Origin of the sequence: Pseudomonas sp. RGM 3321 (genome assembly GCF_022836805.1) — a bacterium.
GTDB lineage: Bacteria > Pseudomonadota > Gammaproteobacteria > Pseudomonadales > Pseudomonadaceae > Aquipseudomonas.
Window position 1 is genome coordinate 41,473 of sequence record NZ_JALHBH010000117.1, and the last position, 16,989, is coordinate 58,461.

The 16,989-nt window shown below is 58.6% G+C and carries 14 protein-coding genes; 6 read left to right on the forward strand and 8 right to left on the reverse strand.

The annotated features are described in order from the left end of the window. Positions 1-340 precede the first annotated feature (340 nt). The 3 genes from RGM3321_RS20370 to RGM3321_RS20380 all read left to right on the forward strand — a co-directional run bounded on the left by RGM3321_RS20370 (position 341) and on the right by RGM3321_RS20380 (position 2,233). A complete protein-coding gene (locus tag RGM3321_RS20370; protein WP_057402169.1) occupies positions 341-709 on the forward strand; it encodes a septal ring lytic transglycosylase RlpA family protein in 369 nt (122 codons plus the stop codon). A gap of 77 nt (positions 710-786) precedes the next feature. Next, on the forward strand, positions 787-1,818 hold the full coding sequence (locus tag RGM3321_RS20375; protein ID WP_244394597.1) for a calcium/sodium antiporter: 1,032 nt from the start codon (positions 787-789) through the stop codon (positions 1,816-1,818). Positions 1,819-1,849: 31 nt separating this feature from the next. Further along, positions 1,850-2,233: a carboxymuconolactone decarboxylase family protein gene (locus RGM3321_RS20380; protein ID WP_005733046.1), complete on the forward strand. Its 384-nt coding sequence runs from the start codon at positions 1,850-1,852 to the stop codon at positions 2,231-2,233. Here RGM3321_RS20380 and RGM3321_RS20385 read toward each other — a convergent pair. Both RGM3321_RS20385 and RGM3321_RS20390 read right to left on the reverse strand, forming a co-directional pair. Then, positions 2,230-3,171 carry an AEC family transporter gene (locus RGM3321_RS20385; protein WP_244394598.1) on the reverse strand — a complete coding sequence of 314 codons (942 nt, stop codon included), beginning with the start codon at positions 3,169-3,171 and terminating at the stop codon, positions 2,230-2,232. The genes RGM3321_RS20380 and RGM3321_RS20385 overlap by 4 nt on opposite strands. A 105-nt stretch (positions 3,172-3,276) precedes the next feature. Next, entirely contained in the window at positions 3,277-4,851 is a 1,575-nt protein-coding gene (locus RGM3321_RS20390) for an alkaline phosphatase D family protein (RefSeq protein ID WP_244394599.1), read from the reverse strand. A gap of 157 nt (positions 4,852-5,008) precedes the next feature. Here RGM3321_RS20390 and RGM3321_RS20395 point away from each other — a divergent pair, with 157 nt between their 5' ends. The 3 genes from RGM3321_RS20395 (at position 5,009) to RGM3321_RS20405 (ending at position 9,455) form a co-directional block, all read left to right on the forward strand. Beyond that, positions 5,009-6,025, forward strand: coding sequence for a class I SAM-dependent methyltransferase (locus RGM3321_RS20395; RefSeq protein ID WP_244394600.1), 1,017 nt, complete (start codon positions 5,009-5,011; stop codon positions 6,023-6,025). A 123-nt stretch (positions 6,026-6,148) separates the two neighbouring features. Beyond that, positions 6,149-9,121 carry a DUF748 domain-containing protein gene (locus RGM3321_RS20400; RefSeq protein ID WP_244394601.1) on the forward strand — a complete coding sequence of 991 codons (2,973 nt, stop codon included), beginning with the start codon at positions 6,149-6,151 and terminating at the stop codon, positions 9,119-9,121. Beyond that, a complete protein-coding gene (locus RGM3321_RS20405) occupies positions 9,081-9,455 on the forward strand; it encodes a DUF2845 domain-containing protein (RefSeq protein ID WP_244394602.1) in 375 nt (124 codons plus the stop codon). Before RGM3321_RS20400 ends, RGM3321_RS20405 begins: the two co-directional genes overlap by 41 nt. Before the next feature lie 139 nt (positions 9,456-9,594). Here RGM3321_RS20405 and RGM3321_RS20410 read toward each other — a convergent pair whose 3' ends face one another. The 6 genes from RGM3321_RS20410 to infB form a co-directional block, all read right to left on the reverse strand. Then, positions 9,595-9,948, reverse strand: a complete 354-nt coding sequence (locus RGM3321_RS20410) for a BON domain-containing protein (RefSeq protein ID WP_002555119.1) — start codon at positions 9,946-9,948, stop codon at positions 9,595-9,597. A 290-nt stretch (positions 9,949-10,238) separates the two neighbouring features. Continuing rightward, on the reverse strand, positions 10,239-12,344 hold the full coding sequence (gene pnp, locus RGM3321_RS20415; protein ID WP_055006285.1) for a polyribonucleotide nucleotidyltransferase: 2,106 nt from the start codon (positions 12,342-12,344) through the stop codon (positions 10,239-10,241). A 175-nt stretch (positions 12,345-12,519) separates the two neighbouring features. Further along, on the reverse strand, positions 12,520-12,789 hold the full coding sequence (gene rpsO / locus RGM3321_RS20420) for a 30S ribosomal protein S15 (RefSeq protein WP_002555121.1): 270 nt from the start codon (positions 12,787-12,789) through the stop codon (positions 12,520-12,522). 159 nt (positions 12,790-12,948) lie between these two features. Continuing rightward, positions 12,949-13,866: a tRNA pseudouridine(55) synthase TruB gene (gene truB, locus RGM3321_RS20425; RefSeq protein WP_004416157.1), complete on the reverse strand. Its 918-nt coding sequence runs from the start codon at positions 13,864-13,866 to the stop codon at positions 12,949-12,951. Positions 13,867-13,869: 3 nt separating this feature from the next. Beyond that, entirely contained in the window at positions 13,870-14,286 is a 417-nt protein-coding gene (gene rbfA, locus RGM3321_RS20430; RefSeq protein WP_054987359.1) for a 30S ribosome-binding factor RbfA, read from the reverse strand. A gap of 159 nt (positions 14,287-14,445) precedes the next feature. Beyond that, on the reverse strand, positions 14,446-16,971 hold the full coding sequence (gene infB / locus RGM3321_RS20435; protein WP_244394603.1) for a translation initiation factor IF-2: 2,526 nt from the start codon (positions 16,969-16,971) through the stop codon (positions 14,446-14,448). Between the last annotated feature and the right edge of the window lie 18 nt (positions 16,972-16,989).

The following is a 16,989-nucleotide window of genomic DNA, read 5'->3' on the forward strand; positions in this document are numbered from 1 at the left end:
GCGGTGCAACACAGAGTTGTGACGCGGAGCGTCACGAAATGCATGCCAACGCGGAGCATTGGCACGATAGGCGTCCTCGCGCGCACCTACCGTGCTTCACGCTCCAGCGTGGGGGTGCCGTTCTGGAAGCTCTGCGTCCACTGTTGGGTACGCGGTGCAACACGCGCACCTATCGTTCCTCACGCTCCGCGTGGGAATGCAGTTCTGGACGCTCTGCGTCCGCTGTTGCGTACTCGCTGCGACACCGAGTCGTGACGCGGAGCGTCAGGAAATGCATGCCAGCATGGAGCCTTGGCACGAGAGTCAACCACAACTACTCCGGCACTCAGGAACCCAACCCATGCGCCGCCTTATTTTTGCCTGCAGCCTGCTGACGTTACTGGCAGGGTGCGCCAATCACATCATCGACCCTCACGGTTATGACGAAACCGGCACAGCCGCCTATTACGGTGCCCGCCATCATGGCAATCGCACAGCCAGTGGCGAACCCTTCAATCAGAACGCCCTGACTGCCGCCCACAGGCAGTTGCCATTCGGCACGCGCGTCAAGGTCACTAACCTGGACAACGACAAGTCAGTGGTCGTACGCATCAATGATCGCGGCCCTCACACGCGTGGTCGTTTGATTGATGTCTCTCGCGAAGCAGCCGAACAACTGGGTATGCTGCGTAGCGGCACCGCGCCAGTGCGTGTTCAGGCCCTCGATTAGCCTTACCCCCGATCAACACCAACAAGGACACTCGTATTCTCCAGCTATCGGCCCTGCCCGCCCCCGCGCTCATTCAAATGCTCAGCGGCCTGCTATTGCTGCTGATCGGGGCAGAACTTTCAGTGCGTGCGGCAGTGCATCTGGCGGCGATTTTCAAGGTCAGGCCACTGATCATCGGCCTGACCGTGGTGGCGATGGGCACCAGTGCGCCGCAAATGGCGGTAAGCCTGCAAGCGGCGTTTGCCGATAACACCGACATCGCCGTAGGCAGCGTCATCGGCGGTAACATTTTCAATGTCCTGGTGATTCTTGGCGTATGCGCGCTGATCATTCCGTTACGCGTTGCCCGCCAGGTGCTGCACATCGATATTCCGCTGATGATCGGCGCCTGCCTGCTGGCCATCGGCCTATCATGGAACGGCGAATTCAGCAAATTTGACGGTGCACTGCTGCTGACCGGGCTGTTGGTCTGCCTGATCGTCATCATCCGCCAGGGCGGTCACACACCGCGCCACGGCCATGCCGAAACAACAGAGAAACCACGTACCTTCACGCGCATCCTCATGCTTGCCGCAGGCTTGCTGCTGCTGACCGCTGGCGGGCACCTGCTGGTTGATGCTTCGGTCGTGATCGCCATCCATCTGGGGCTTTCCGAGCGCATTGTCGGCCTGACCATCATCGCCATTGGCACCTCACTGCCTGCCCTGATGACCTCGATGATCGCGGCGTTTCGTGGCGAACGGGATATTGCAGTGGGGAACGTGATCGGCAGCAACCTGTTCAACCTGCTGGGGGTATTGGGAGTGACCGCACTGTTCGCCCCGGTGCCGCTGACGATCTCTCCGAATGCGATGGTGTTCGACCTGCCGATCATGCTCGGTGTTTCGCTGCTTTGTGTGCCGCTGTTCTATTCCGGCTACCGGATAGACCGCATGGAAGGTCTGTTTCTGCTGTCGTTGTACCTGACGTACGGGCTGCATATTCTAGCGATCAGCACCGGAATGGCACTGGCCGAAAGGCTCGAGACAAAAATGCTTACCCTGGCTCTGCCTGTGCTCGGCGTTGTCGTTGCCTGGGGCACGATCCGCGCATGGCGACGCCAGCACTGACCTCAACCCGCATCGATACAAGGGGAATGCCATGACAGACAAGACAATCAGCGAAGGCGAGCAGATCCGTCGTCAGGTAATGGGCGATGTCTACGTCGACCGAGCGCTGGGTAACGCGACCGAGTTCAGCCAGCCGCTGCAGGACTTCGTCAACGAACATGCCTGGGGCAGCGTCTGGAGTCGTGAGGGTTTGCCGCTGAAAACCCGCAGCCTGATCACCCTGGCCACCCTCACCGCCCTGAAATGCCCGCAAGAGTTAAAGGGCCATGTTCGTGGGGCACTGAACAACGGTTGCACGGTGGAGGAAATTCGCGAGGCGCTGCTGCACTGCGCGGTGTATGCCGGCGTGCCAGCAGCCATCGACGCGTTCCGTGCAGCACAGGAAGTCATCGACAGCTACGTAAAGCCGGACTAGATCCAGCCGCCCCATTGCAGAATGAAAATTCCCACGTTGGTGGTGACCGCTGCGGCCAGTGTGGTGATGACGATGATCGCGGCGGCCAGTTCGTAGTTGCCGTTGGCGGTGCGCGCCATGATGTAGCTGGCAGCGGCCGTCGGGCTCGCGAAGTACAGGAACAGAATGCCCAGTTCCGCGTCGCGAAAACCGACCAGCCAGGCGGCCAGCGTGCAGAGCAGCGGCAGCGTGATCATTTTCATGACGCTGGCACTGATCGCCAGACTGCCACTTTTACGCAGTGAGGCCAGCGACAGCGTGCCACCGATGCAGATCAGCGCCAGCGGTAGGGTCATTTGCGCCAGGTAGCTGCCGGACGTCTCCAGCCACTTGGGCAGGCCTATGCTGAAGTAAGCAAAAGGCGAGGCGATGATGACGCTGATGATCAGCGGGTTGGCCAGCACACTTTTGAACACGCTCCACGGGTCGGACTTGATCACCGGGCTGTAAACCGCCAGCACAATTGTCGACAACGTGTTGTAGAAGACGATGACCAGCGCGGCCAGAATCGCCCCCAAGGAAATGCCATAAGGGCCGTACATACTGGCCGCCAGCGCCAGGCCGATTACCCCGTTGTTGCCACGAAACGCGCCCTGAACGTAAACGCCACGCTCTTCTTGCGGGCAGCGCCAGATCGCCCAGCCCCAGGCGAATGCGAAACTCAGCAGCGTCGCGACGCTGAAAAAGATCAGCAGCCTGGGTTGCAGAGCCGCGTGCAAATCAGCGTGAATGATGCCCAGAAACAGCAGCGCAGGCATCGTGACGTTGAACACCAGCCCGGAAGCCGCGACGATAAACGCGTCGTTGATAGCACCGATGCGTTTGAGCAATACGCCCAGAAACAGCATGGCAAACACCGGGGCGGTGATGTTCAGGGTTTGGAGAAAAATAGCCAGCATGCAACACACCCGGTCCCGTCGTTAGGTAGCTCATGATAGGCCACACACGACCAGCATGTTGCAAGGAATTTCCGAAAGCCCTACCTGCCCCACCCCGATTTTCTGTCAGACAATACGGCTGACCTCCACGGTCGGCTGCAATTTGCGCTCAAATACTGAAACGCCATCAAGATCGCGCAGGGCAACGGACATCTCGCCGGTCTGCCCGTCGATGTTCACTTCGCCAAAGAACTGATAACCCGCGAAAGGCGAGGTGTTCTGCGCAGGAGGCGCTTTCTGGAACACCAGCTCCGGGCCGAACGTCTTGTCCAGTACATTGGGACCGAAGCTGCCCGCATTCAGTGGCCCGGCGACGAATTCCCAGAACGGGTCGAAGTCCTGAAACACGGCACGATCCGGCTGGTAATGATGCGCGGCGCAGTAATGGACATCGGCCGTCAGCCAGACACAATCGCGGATCTTCTGCACGCGCAGGTACGCCAGCAATTCGGCAACTTCCAGCTCGCGGCCAAGCGCCGGGCCGTCATTGCCGTTGGCGATGGCTTCCCAGCGCGCCACACCGGGGCTCACCTCGCCATCCGGTACGCCAAGGCCGATGGGCATGTCAGCAGCAATGACCTTCCATTGCGCGCGTGACGCATTGAGTTCGCGCTTGAGCCAGTCAAGTTGCTCGCGGCCAAGAAACGCAGTGGTAGGGCCCGGTTTTTCGGCCAGATTGGCATCATTTCCATCGCGGTAGCTGCGCATATCGAGGACAAACACATCGAGCATCGGACCGTAGGGAATCTTGCGGTAAATGCGCCCGCCATTGTCGGCTTCCTGCAAGCGCAGCGGCGCGTACTCCAGATAAGCCTGGCGGGCCCGCGAGGACAGCAACTGGATGTCCTTGACCTTGTAACGCTCATCAAGCTGCTTGCTGGGCGACCAGTTGTTGGTGACTTCGTGGTCATCCCATTGCCAGATCTGCGGCACTTCTGCGTTGAAGCGGCGCAGATTTTCATCCATCAGGTTATAGCGGTAATTGCCACGGTACTCGTCGAGGGTCTCCGCCACCTTGCTTTTCGCCTCGGTGGTCAGGTTGCGCCAGATCCGCCCGCCTTCTGTGGTGATCTGCTCGGGCACTGGCCCGTCGGCGTAAATGGTTTCACCGCTGTGGATAAAAAAGTCCGGCAAACGCAAGCGCATCGCCTCATAGATACGCATACCACCAATGTCAGGGTTGATACCAAAGCCCTGCCCCACAGTGTCGCCACTCCAGACGAAGCGGATGTCACGACGCTGTTGTGGCGTGCTGCGCAGATGGCCGAACCAGGGTTCGCTGGCAACACCGCTCTGGGCATCCTCGAACGAGACGCGGTAGAAAATCGCCTGATCGACCGGCAGCCCGCTCAATTCGACCCGCGCAGTGAAGTCGGTACGCTGATCGGCGAGCGCCGACACCACGCGCCGGGGCTGAGTAAACATACTGCGTGTGTCCCATTCGACCACCATCCGCGAAGGCCGGTCGCTGCGGCTCCAGACCATGGCCTTGTCGCCGAGCACATCTCCGGACTGCACACCATCGACCATTTTCGGGCGGTCCTGCACCGAAGCGATCACCGCAGGCGCAAGCCCCGGCAACAGCAAACCGGCCCCCACGGCCTGGATGACACGGCGACGCTTGAGATCGAACTGGCTCACGGTTATCCCCTCGCTGACAGGCAAAAAAGTACCGTAACAGGGGAATGTTGGCGCTGTATGACAGCACAGGGCCTGAATAACGCACCTGACGCTAAAAACCTTCAGCGCCCGCTAGCTGTTAAACTCCCGCGCCTTATTCCAGCCCGAGGCGCTCAGCATGTCTTCCTTGAATCAGGCGCTCAGCGTCGCCCTCGATAATCGTCAATCGTTGCTGGGCGAACTGCATCAGCAGGGCACGGACTGCTATCGGCTGTTTCACGGCAGCCAGGAAGGTGCCAGCGGGCTGACCATCGACCGCTACGGTCCGCAGTTGCTGGTACAAAGCTTCCACACCCGCCTGGATCGCGATGCATTGCTTGCGTTTCACGAGCAGATAAACGCGCGACTGGGCCTGGAAACGCTGCTGGTCTATAACGATCGCTCGCAAGGCAACTCGCGTGTGGATCGCCAGGATACCGTCTACAAGGCTGACGAAGCGGCCCTGGCCGACCACATCGGGCATGAGTGGGGACTCAATTATCGGGTCCGCGGCCGGCATGCAGGCCAGGACCCGCTGTTGTTTCTGGACCTGCGCAACACGCGTGGCTGGGTCAAACAGCACAGCGCCGGTAAAAGCGTGCTGAACCTGTTCGCCTATACCTGCGGCGTCGGTCTCAGCGCTGCGGCCGGTGGCGCGAGCGAGGTGTGCAATCTGGACTTCGCCGAAGGCAACCTGGCCGTGGGTCGAGAGAATGGCGCGCTTAACCCGCAACTGCCACCCATGCAGTTCATCCAGTCGGATTATTTCCCGGCGATCCGTCAACTGGCAGGGCTGCCGATTGCAGCGCGCCGTAGCCAACAATTGCCCAGCTACATGAAGCTGCAACAGCGCCAGTATGATCTGGTCCTGCTTGACCCTCCTGCCTGGGCCAAAAGTGCGTTCGGCACCGTTGACCTGCTGCGTGACTATCAAAGCCTGCTCAAGCCAGCGCTGTTGACGACGGCAGACGGCGGGGTACTGATCTGCTGCAACAACCTTGCGAAGGTCAGCATGCAGGACTGGCGTGAGCAGGTATTACGCTGTGCCACCAAGGCTGGACGCCCGGTACGCGACTGCCAGGAGATGCTTCCTGCCGAGGACTTCCCTTCTCTGGATAATCGGCCACCACTGAAAACGCTGATCCTGCAACTCTGACCCGGCGGCTGATATCGCAAAGCGCTGCCGGAAAGTTCCTACAAGCGGCGACGGCAGTGCCTTGGGAACCGAACAGGCATGCCATACTCCAAGGGCTTCCAAAATAGAGAGACGCCGCTGCCCATGTCCAGAGGATTGAAACGCACACTTGGCTCCTTGCTGACTGTGATCGTGCTCTACAGCTTGCTGGGGTTCTTCATTCTTCCCGGTGTCGCTCTGCGGATCGCCAATCAGCAATTGGCCAACTACGCCACCGTGCCGGCGAAACTTGAGCGCCTGGAATTCAACCCCTACACACTGGAGCTGACGCTCTGGGGCCTGAACATCGGCACGCCGGGCAAGGAACAGGTCGCATTTGAAAAGCTTTATGCCAACCTGCAAATCAACAGCCTGTGGACACGGGCCCTGCATCTGCAACGCATCGAGCTGATCAAACCCAAGACCGAGCTGTTGTTCGACAAGCAAGGCAAGCTCAATCTGGCGCAACTTTTCAAGCTGCCAGCCAGCGAACCTGCCAAGGACGAGCCACCCGGCAAACCCTTCCCGCTGCGTATCGACGAAATCAAACTGGCCGATGGCTACGTTCACTTTCGGGATATGCGCCCCAGCCAGCCCATCGAATTTCTCTACGACACACTCAATTTCGAACTCAAGAACCTCAGCACATTACCCGAAGACAATGCCGACATGACGCTGGTCGCGGCAGGTCCGGATGGTGGGCAGATCGACTGGGTCGGCCGTATCAGTCTGATACCGATCACCTCCGATGGAACGCTGAAAGTCACCGACAGCAAGATGAAGCTGTGGTGGCCTTACGTGCGTGATGCCTTGCCGCTGGCACTTGAAGACGGCGTGCTGAATTTCAGCACGGCCTACACCCTGAATCTGACCAAGGAAACCGAGCTCAAGCTGACCAATGTTTCGGCCAGTGTTGCACCCTTCGCCCTGAACGCCCCCGACGGCCGCCCGCTGGTACGCCTGCAACGCCTGGACGTCAGCGAAACATCGGTCGATCTGGCAAAGCAGTTGGTCAACGTAGGCAAGGTCCGCAGCCAGAAGCTGGAAACCTGGGCAGCGCGCGAAGCCGACGGGCAACTGGATTGGCAGAAACTGTTCGCCGGCCAGCCAGCCAGGCCAGCAGCACCGCAAACACCGGCTGTGGATGAAAAGGCTGCCGAAGCACCCGCCACTGCCGAGAACGCTGCCAAAGCCAACGCGCAACCTGTTGCCCAGAACAAGCCCTGGCAGGTGTTGCTGCGCGATGTGCAACTGCGCAATTACATGGTCCATCTGGCAGATCGCGCACCTCAAGAGCCCGTTGCACTGGATGTTGGCCCGCTGAATCTGGACATCCAGAATTTCGACAGCCTGAACAAGGCACCCTTTACGCTCAAGCTCGATACCGGACTGGGCAAGCAGGGCAACCTGACCGCAGCAGGCAATGTGAACCTCAACCCGGTCAGCGCACAACTCAACGTAACTTCGCGCGATATCGACCTGCGCATCGCCCAGGCTTACATAAGCCCGTTCATTCGTCTGGAGCTGCGCAGCGGCATGCTCGGTAGCGATCTGGCGGTCAACCTGAAAAGCACTGAACCGCTGGCGTTCAGCGTTACCGGCAAAGCGCAGGTCAATCAGCTTCACACGCTCGACACGCTCAAACAGCGCGATTTCCTGAAGTGGCAGCAACTGCAACTCGAAGGGCTGGACTACCAGCACGGCACCGGTCTTTCGATTGCCAAAGTCGACATGGATCAGCCTTATGCGCGCTTCATGATCAACGAAGACCGCACGACCAACGTCGATGACCTGCTGATTCCTCAGGCCGATGACAAGACTGCCTCGCAGCCAAAACCAGCCAGAACACAACCCAAGGCCAAGGCAGAGAATCCTCTGGCCATCCACGTCGGCGAAGTGAATATCAAGGATGGTTCGGCAAACTTTGCCGACATGACCCTGACCCCTAACTTTGCCACCGCCGTGCAGCAGCTCAACGGCCGCATCGGCACTATCGATAACCGCAAGCCCATACCGGCCCCCGTGGACATTGAGGGCAAGGTGGATCGCTATGCGCCCGTGACGATCAAAGGCAGTCTCAATCCGTTCGACCCGATGGCCAGCCTCGATATCACCACCAGCTTCAAGCGCGTCGAGCTCACCAATCTGACGCCCTACTCCGGCAAGTTCGCCGGCTTCAGGATCCGCAAGGGCAGGCTCAACCTCGATTTGCACTACCTGATCACCAAAGGTCAGCTCAAGGCTCAGAACAAGGTGCTGGTAGAGCAACTGCAACTGGGTGAACGGGTCGATAGCCCGGATGCTCTGGACTTGCCTATTCGTCTGGCTGTCGCGCTGCTCAAGGATACGCAGGGCCGAATTTCTCTGGAGCTGCCCATCGAGGGCGACCTGAACAATCCGCAGTTCAGCGTGATGCCGATTGTCTGGCAGACCCTGCGCAATCTCGTGCTGCGTGCTGCGCAGGCTCCGTTCAAGATGCTCGGCGGCCTGGTCGCCGGTGGAAGCTCCGAGGACCTCGGCAGCGTGAGTTTCGCGCCGGGCTCCAGTGATTTGTCGGCAGAGGCGCAAAGTGCCCTGGACAAGCTCTCGGTCGCGCTCAAGGAGCGTCCGGACCTGAAGCTGGAGATCGAAGGCACCAGCGCTGCCAGCAGTGATGGTCCATTGATCGCTCAACAGCGACTGGAGCGGGAATACCAGTACACGTATTACAAGATTCTCCAGCGACGCGGCGACAAGGTTCCAGCCAGAGCCGGTTTGATACAGGTCCCGGAAGACGAAAAAGCGCCCATGCTTGAAGGTATCTATCGCACACGCCTGAAACAGCAACCGCCTGCTGAATGGGCAAACCTGGGCAAGGAACAACGTACAAGCCAGATGCGTGCCGCCGTACTCAAGTTCTGGAGCAGCAATGAGGTATTGCTACGTGAACTGGGTCAGGGCAGAGCCAGCAGCATCAAGGATTACCTGGTAGACAAGGGCAAACTGGAAGACGCCCGTGTGTACTTCGTCGACGCCCACCTGGGTCAGGCTCAGCCAGATGGTAAAGTCATCAGCCCCCTCCACCTCGACAGTGAATGAAGCCTTGGTACGTACCCGAATCAAACTGCTGATCAACCTGACCCTCGCCACCCTGGCCGGGTCAGTTGCCACCTCGTCACATGCCACTTCAACCCTGCGCTGTGGTAACCAGCTGGTCAGCACAGGGGACCGGGCATTTGAAGTGCAGCAGAAATGCGGAGAGCCCGTAAGCCAGGAGGTGCTGGGCACTCAAGAGACCTTCAATAGCAACTACCGAAGGTCCGAGGCTGTGAGGATTGAGGAGTGGATCTACGGACCTGATAACGGCATGTATCAGTACCTGCGCTTCGAAGGTGGTCGCCTGGTCAGGATTGAAAGCAAGCGTCGTAACTGATTATACCGCCGCGCCTGTTTGTCACCGCCATAGAAAAGGCCCCGACTCTTCAGTCGGGGCCTTTAATGGCTACATCCTTGTAGCCTCGCATGAACCTTCCATCAATCAATGACTGCGGCTGTTCATGAGCAGTATTCGATTACTCGGCTTTCAGGCCAGCAGCCGATACGTCTTTAACACCTTTGATTTTCTTGGTGATGGCGACGGCGGTGTTTTTCTGAGCTTCGGTAACTTTTACCATGGAGGACAGGGAAACCACGCCTTTGTTGGTCTCAACCTTGATGTCCGAACCTGGGATGCCTTTTTCGGTCAGCAGGTCAGCTTTGACTTTGGTGGTGATCCAGGTGTCAGAAGTATCTTCTTTGACTTCTTGAGTAGTGGTGTTAGCTGCCAGAACCATTGGCGCTTGGGCCGAGGTCTGTGCGAAAGCAGCGTTGGCCATGGTCAGAGTCAGGGCAGTAGCGGTAGCAGCGGCAATAGCGAACTTCTTCATACGATAACTCCTGTTTTTCTCAAAATCTGCACCAGCATGTGGTGGCAGGGTTAACAGGTATATCGCAAGCGCTGTGCCAAAAATGAGACAGAAGAAATAACCTTTAAAATCAATTGCTTATGTTTTTCACCGTTTTGCCGAGTCGTGCAGATTGCCCGTTCGTCCAAACCCGGGCTTGCAAGATGCATGTTTATACCGAGCAGTTTGCATGCCCCCGTTTGTAACCCTCTAATTGCGCTCATAAAAAAAGGACTCCGAAGAGTCCTTTTTTCAAGTGCTGCTTAAATCAATCAGACGCCCGACGCTTTCGCTGCGGCTACATCCTTGATCGACAGCTTGATGCGGCCGCGGTTGTCCACGTCCAGTACCAGTACTTCGACTTCCTGACCTTCCTTGAGGATATCGGTCACTTTCTCTACGCGAGCGTCGCTCAACATGGAGATGTGCACCAGGCCGTCCTTGCCCGGCAGGATGTTGACGAATGCGCCGAAATCGACGATGCGCTCAACCTTGCCGACGTAGATCTTGCCGATCTCGGCTTCTGCGGTAATGCCCAGAACGCGCTGACGTGCTGCCTCAGCCGCTTCCTTGGACTCGCCGAAGATCTTGATCGAGCCGTCGTCTTCGATATCGATCGAAGCCTTGGTCTCTTCGCAGATGGCACGGATGGTTGCGCCACCCTTGCCGATCACGTCACGGATCTTGTCGGTGTCGATCTTCATCGCGATCATGGTCGGAGCGTTGGCCGACAGTTCGTTACGCGACTGACCGATGATCTGGTTCATCTGACCGAGGATGTTCAGGCGAGCTTCCAGGGCCTGGCCCAGGGCGATTTCCATGATTTCTTCGGTGATGCCTTTGATCTTGATGTCCATCTGCAGCGCGGTAACACCTTTAGAGGTACCGGCTACTTTGAAGTCCATGTCGCCCAGGTGGTCTTCGTCACCCAGGATGTCGGTCAGAATGGCGAACTTCTCGCCTTCCTTGACCAGGCCCATGGCGATACCGGCAACCGGTGCCTTCATTGGAACACCAGCGTCCATCAGTGCCAGGGAAGCGCCGCAGACCGAAGCCATGGAGCTGGAACCGTTGGACTCGGTGATTTCCGACACAACACGGATGGTGTACGGGAATACGTCAGCGCCCGGCAGCATGGCCTGTACGCTGCGACGTGCCAGACGGCCGTGACCGATTTCACGACGACCCGCGCCGCCCATGCGGCCACACTCGCCCACCGAGAACGGAGGGAAGTTGTAGTGCAGCATGAAGGGGTCTTTTTTCTCGCCTTCAAGGGTGTCGAGCAGCTGTGCGTCACGCGCAGTACCCAGCGTGGCAACAACCAGCGCCTGAGTTTCGCCACGGGTGAACAGTGCCGAACCGTGAGTCTTCGGCAGAACGCCGACTTCGATGTTCAGCGGGCGAACAGTGCGGGTATCGCGACCATCGATACGCGGCTTACCGTTGACGATGTTTTCGCGAACGGTGCGGTATTCGATTTCACCGAAAGCAGCTTTGACTTCGCTGGCAGACGGGCTGCCTTCTTCGACAGCCAGCTTGGCAACGACCTGATCTTTCAGCTCGCCCAGACGCGCATAGCGGTCGGCTTTGACAGTGATGGTGTAAGCCTGGGAGATCGCGTCGCCGAACTCGGCACGGATAGCGCCCAGCAGTGCGGTCGCCTCAGGCTTCGGCTGCCAGGCCCAGGTAGGCTTGGCGGCTTCTGCAGCGAGTTCCTTGATGGCGTTGATCACCACTTGGAATTCGTCATGGGCGAACAGCACAGCGCCCAGCATCTGGTCTTCGGTCAGCTCTTTGGCTTCAGATTCAACCATCAGAACGGCTTCGGAAGTACCGGCTACGACCATGTCCAGGCTCGAAGCCTGCAGTTGCTCGTAAGTCGGGTTCAGCAGGTAGCCGGTGCTTTCGTGGAAAGCAACGCGCGCAGCGCCAACCGGACCGTCAAACGGGATACCGGAAATGGCCAGAGCAGCCGAAGTACCGATCATCGCAGCGATGTCCGGATCGATCTTCTTGCTGGTGGAAACGACGGTGCAGACAACCTGCACTTCGTTCATGAAGCCTTCTGGAAACAGCGGACGGATCGGACGGTCGATCAGGCGCGAGGTCAGGGTTTCTTTCTCGGAAGGACGGCCTTCACGCTTGAAGAAACCACCAGGGATCTTGCCGGCAGCGTAGGTTTTTTCCTGATAGTGCACGGACAGAGGGAAGAAGCCTTTGCCAGCGTCAGCCTGTTTGGCGCCGACCACAGTCACAAGTACGCTGACGTCATCGTCAACGGTGACCAATACTGCGCCAGAGGCTTGACGGGCGATACGGCCTGTCTCGAGGGTTACGGTCGATTGACCGAACTGAAACTTTTTGATTACCGGGTTCACGGTTTCCTACCTTTCTTTGTGGCTCTTGGGGAACTGGTTTCTTGCGAATTCTTGGGCAGCGTGGGGAATCGGCCCCTTCCACAGCCCAGATAAAACTTGAGGCTGGGAGCCTGCCAGACCCACCGGGTAAACCCGACGGATCGTGACAGACAACCAACCTCTAGCAACGTCGTTATTAGCGACGCAGACCCAGACGACCGATCAGGGCGCTGTAACGGCTAACGTCCTTACCTTTCAGGTAATCCAGCAGCTTGCGACGCTGGTTTACCATACGGATCAGACCACGACGCGAGTGGTGGTCCTTACCGTTGGCCTTGAAGTGGCCTTGCAGTTTGTTGATGTTGGCGGTCAGCAGTGCAACTTGCACTTCTGGCGAACCAGTATCACCAACAGCTTGCTGGTAGTCGGTTACGATCTGAGCTTTTTCTTCAACGCTGAGTGCCATGTGGGCAATCCTTTTGTTCAAGGAAGCGCTTCCGGAGAAACGTTTCCAACAGGCCGAGGACAGATCCTCGTATTAAAAAAGGAGGTATGACCGTGCCTGTTGACAGCCATCCTCATTCCACCCCGCTCGCAGGCTAGCCTGCGGACGGACTGGTTCCGGTCACTCTGACCGAATCAATCGACGCGGCGCAATACGCCCGTCTTCGGCGACTTCACCGATACCGATGAAGCGACCTTCGTGATCCTGCACACGAACCATACCGAATTTCGGTGCGTCCGGCGCGCGCACTGGCTGCCCGTGCAACCAGTAAAACGAACTGTGCTCCGAAAACTTCAGCAGCGGCCAGTCCAGCAGACCGCTGTCCGATGGCATCAGGAAGCGGTCAACCGCCTCATTGCCGCCGTCGGCATGCACTTGCTCCAGCTCTTCCAGCGTAACTGTCTGAGCCAGCGTGAAAGGCCCCGCTTGGGTACGGCGCAGCTCTGCGACGTAAGCACCACAACCGAGCTTTTCACCAATATCCTCGACCAGCGTACGGATATAGGTGCCTTTGCTGCAATCGACGGACAGACGTGCTGTGTCGCCTTCGCAAGCAAGTAATTCCAGGCGCGCAATAGTAACAGAACGGGGCTCGCGCTCCACTACTTCCCCTGCACGTGCCAGCTTGTAAAGTGGCTGGCCGTCACGCTTGAGGGCTGAGTACATGGGAGGTATCTGGCTGATTTGCCCGCGAAAATGCGGCAGAACCGCTTCGATATCGTCGCGACCAACGGTCACCGGGCGCGTGAGCAAAACCTCGCCTTCAGAGTCGGCGGTGGTAGTGGTCTTACCCAGTTGCGCCAAAGTCTCGTAGGACTTGTCCGAATCGAGCAAGTATTGAGAGAACTTGGTCGCTTCACCAAAGCACAATGGCAAAACACCTGTCGCCAGGGGGTCGAGGCTGCCGGTGTGCCCGGCCTTCTCGGCGTTGAGCAGCCAGCGAACCTTTTGCAGAGCGGCGTTGGAAGTGAAACCCAGTGGCTTGTCGAGCAGGATTATCCCACTGACATTGCGGCGTATACGCTTGACCTGAGCCACCCTTTATTCCTCGTTGCTTTCAGGCTTTGCATCTGACGATGCCGAGCCTTCCTGATGCTGGCCGTCCTGCGCCACAGCACGCTCGATCAATGCCGAGAGATGTGCGCCACGCACGACGCTTTCGTCGTAGTGGAAATGCAGTTGAGGCACGCTGCGCAGCTTCATTTCGCGTGCCAGCTGCATGCGCAGGAAGCCTGCGGCAGAGTTGAGCACCTTGATGGTCTGTGCGATCTCTTCCGCGCTGTCCTGGCCCATGACGGTCATGAAAATCTTGGCATGACCCACGTCACGGCTGACGTCTACGGCGGTGATAGTGACCAGACCCACACGTGGGTCCTTGATTTCGCGACGGATCAGTTGCGCCAGCTCGCGCTGCATCTGATCGCCAATACGTTGGGTACGGCTGTATTCTTTTGCCATGCTTGTTACCTGTTACTGATCCGGGACCAAACCCTGACAGTCTGAAAGCGGCAAACGCCCGGCCTGACAATTGCCAGACCGGGCGTTGCGTTTAGAGCCCATGGGGGAAGCAGGGCATTTGCATGCGAGGCTCCCACCATGACTCCTGAAGCTCGCGATTTAGAGGCTGCGAGCCACTTGGACCTTCTCGAAGACTTCGATCTTGTCACCGACCTTGACGTCGTTGTAGCTCTTGACGCCGATACCGCATTCCATGCCTGCACGTACTTCGGCAGCGTCGTCCTTGAAGCGGCGCAGGGATTCCAGCTCGCCTTCAAAGATAACGATGTCTTCGCGCAGAACACGAATCGGACGGTTTCGGTAGACAGTGCCTTCCAGAACCATACAGCCTGCGATCGCACCGAATTTCGGCGAACGGAACACATCGCGGACTTCGGCAATACCCAGGATATTCTCCCGGACGTCGCTGCCAAGCATACCGGTGAGGGCTTTCTTGACGTCTTCGATGATGTCGTAGATCACGTTGTAGTAACGCATATCCAGACCTTCCTGCTCGACAATCTTGCGCGCGCCAGCATCGGCACGCACGTTAAAGCCAAACAGTACAGCGTTGGAGGCCAGTGCCAGGTTGGCGTCGCTCTCGGTGATACCACCGACACCGCCACCGACTACGCGCACTTGCACTTCGTCGTTACCCAGGCCGCCGAGGGCACCCTGCAATGCTTCCAGAGAACCGCGGACGTCGGATTTGAGGACGATGTTAAGCGTCTTCTTCTCTTCCTGACCCATGTTCTCGAAGATGTTCTCCAGCTTGCCGGCATGAGCGCGAGCCAGTTTGACCTCGCGGAACTTGCCCTGGCGGAACAGCGCGACTTCGCGGGCTTTCTTCTCGTCAGCCAGCACCGACATCTCGTCGCCAGCATCCGGAGTACCGTCAAGCCCCAGGATTTCGACCGGGATCGAAGGACCTGCTTCTTTGACCGGCTTGCCGTTCTCGTCGAGCATGGCGCGGATGCGGCCGAAGTTCGAACCGACCAGAACCATGTCGCCCTGACGCAGCGTACCGTCCTGAACCAGAACAGTAGCGACCGGACCACGGCCCTTGTCCAGACGGGACTCGACAACAACACCCCGACCCGGGGCCGAAGGAGTTGCCTTGAGTTCCAGAACTTCGGCTTGCAGCAGAACAGCTTCCAGCAGTTCGTCGACGCCAGTACCCATTTTCGCGGATACCGAAACGAAAGGCGTATCACCGCCCCACTCTTCGGACGTCACGCCATGGACCGACAGCTCGCTGCGGATACGATCGAGGTCAGCACCAGGCTTGTCGATCTTGTTCACCGCGACAACCAGCGGAACGCCAGCCGCAACAGCGTGCTGAACAGCTTCGATGGTCTGAGGCATCACGCCGTCGTCAGCTGCAACCACCAGAATCACGATATCCGTTGCCTTGGCACCACGAGCACGCATGGCGGTAAACGCAGCGTGACCAGGGGTGTCGAGGAACGTGACCATGCCGCGTTCGGTTTCAACGTGATAGGCACCGATGTGCTGGGTAATGCCGCCGGCTTCGCCAGCTGCAACCTTGGCACGACGAATGTAGTCGAGCAGCGAGGTCTTACCATGGTCGACGTGGCCCATTACGGTCACAACCGGTGCACGGGAGAACGACTCACCTTCGAACTTCAGCGATTCGGCCAGGGAGTCTTCCAGGGCGTTGTCGCTGACCAGCGTGACCTTGTGGCCCAGCTCTTCGGCGATCAACTGGGCAGTTTCCTGATCCAGTACCTGGTTGATGGTCACCGGAGTGCCCATCTTGAACATGAACTTGATGACTTCAGCAGCCTTGACCGACATCTGTGCCGACAATTCGCCGACAGTGATGGTCTCGCCGATGGCAACGTCACGGATGACCGGGCCGGTAGGGCTCTGGAAACCATGCGCGTTACGCTTCTTCAGCTTGCCCTTGCCACGGCCACCACGACGGAAGCTGTCGCTTTCCTCGTCGGTAGTGCGAGGAGCAACGCGAGGGGCCGGAGCCTTCTCCTTGACCGAAGCGCGATGCGGAGCGTTTTTACGCTCCCCGTCGCCGCCACGGGCGTTGCGGTCGTCAGCACGAGGCTTGTCAGGGCGACGCTGTTCGTCACGCTTGCGAGCGTCAGCAGACGGCGCTGCGCTGGCAGGTGCCGGAGCAGCGGCTGCAGGCGTTTCACGCACAGGCTCGGCTGCAGCAACAGGTTGCGCAGGTGCCGAAGCAGGCTGGCTGGCGGCAGGCTGATTGCGCGCATCTTCTTCAGCGCGACGCTTGGCTTCTTCTTCAGCCTTTTGACGAGCGGCATTTTCTACCGCACGGCGTTCGTCCATCTCGCGCTTGCGCTCGGCTTCGATCTCTTCCGGGCTACGCTGCACAAAGACTTTCTTCTTGCGCACTTCAACGCTGATGCTCTTACTGCCAGCAACACGCAGGGTGCTGGTGGTCTTGCGCTGCAAGGTAATCTTGCGAGGCTCTTCCACCTTGGCCTTGTGACCGCTTTTCAGGTGCGTCAACAAGGCTTGTTTTTCGTTATCGGTCACAACTTGCTCGGCGGCGGTGTGCGGCAGACCTGCCTCACGCATCTGCTGTAACAGGCGCTCTACCGGTGTGTCGACCACTTTGGCCAGTTCTTTCACCGTGACTTGCGTCATGCACTTCTCTCCTCAGGC

What these genes read in the sequence shown, in the direction of transcription:
- RGM3321_RS20385 (WP_244394598.1), bottom strand. Translation starts at nt 3,171, where the DNA reads ATGCTGGCTATTTTTCTCCAAACCCTGAACATCACCGCCCCGGTGTTT.
- infB (WP_244394603.1), bottom strand. Translation starts at nt 16,971, where the DNA reads ATGACGCAAGTCACGGTGAAAGAACTGGCCAAAGTGGTCGACACACCG.
- RGM3321_RS20370 (WP_057402169.1), top strand. Translation starts at nt 341, where the DNA reads ATGCGCCGCCTTATTTTTGCCTGCAGCCTGCTGACGTTACTGGCAGGG.
- RGM3321_RS20400 (WP_244394601.1), top strand. Translation starts at nt 6,149, where the DNA reads ATGTCCAGAGGATTGAAACGCACACTTGGCTCCTTGCTGACTGTGATC.
- RGM3321_RS20380 (WP_005733046.1), top strand. Translation starts at nt 1,850, where the DNA reads ATGACAGACAAGACAATCAGCGAAGGCGAGCAGATCCGTCGTCAGGTA.
- RGM3321_RS20395 (WP_244394600.1), top strand. Translation starts at nt 5,009, where the DNA reads ATGTCTTCCTTGAATCAGGCGCTCAGCGTCGCCCTCGATAATCGTCAA.
- rpsO (WP_002555121.1), bottom strand. Translation starts at nt 12,789, where the DNA reads ATGGCACTCAGCGTTGAAGAAAAAGCTCAGATCGTAACCGACTACCAG.
- RGM3321_RS20375 (WP_244394597.1), top strand. Translation starts at nt 787, where the DNA reads ATGCTCAGCGGCCTGCTATTGCTGCTGATCGGGGCAGAACTTTCAGTG.
- rbfA (WP_054987359.1), bottom strand. Translation starts at nt 14,286, where the DNA reads ATGGCAAAAGAATACAGCCGTACCCAACGTATTGGCGATCAGATGCAG.
- RGM3321_RS20405 (WP_244394602.1), top strand. Translation starts at nt 9,081, where the DNA reads ATGGTAAAGTCATCAGCCCCCTCCACCTCGACAGTGAATGAAGCCTTG.
- RGM3321_RS20410 (WP_002555119.1), bottom strand. Translation starts at nt 9,948, where the DNA reads ATGAAGAAGTTCGCTATTGCCGCTGCTACCGCTACTGCCCTGACTCTG.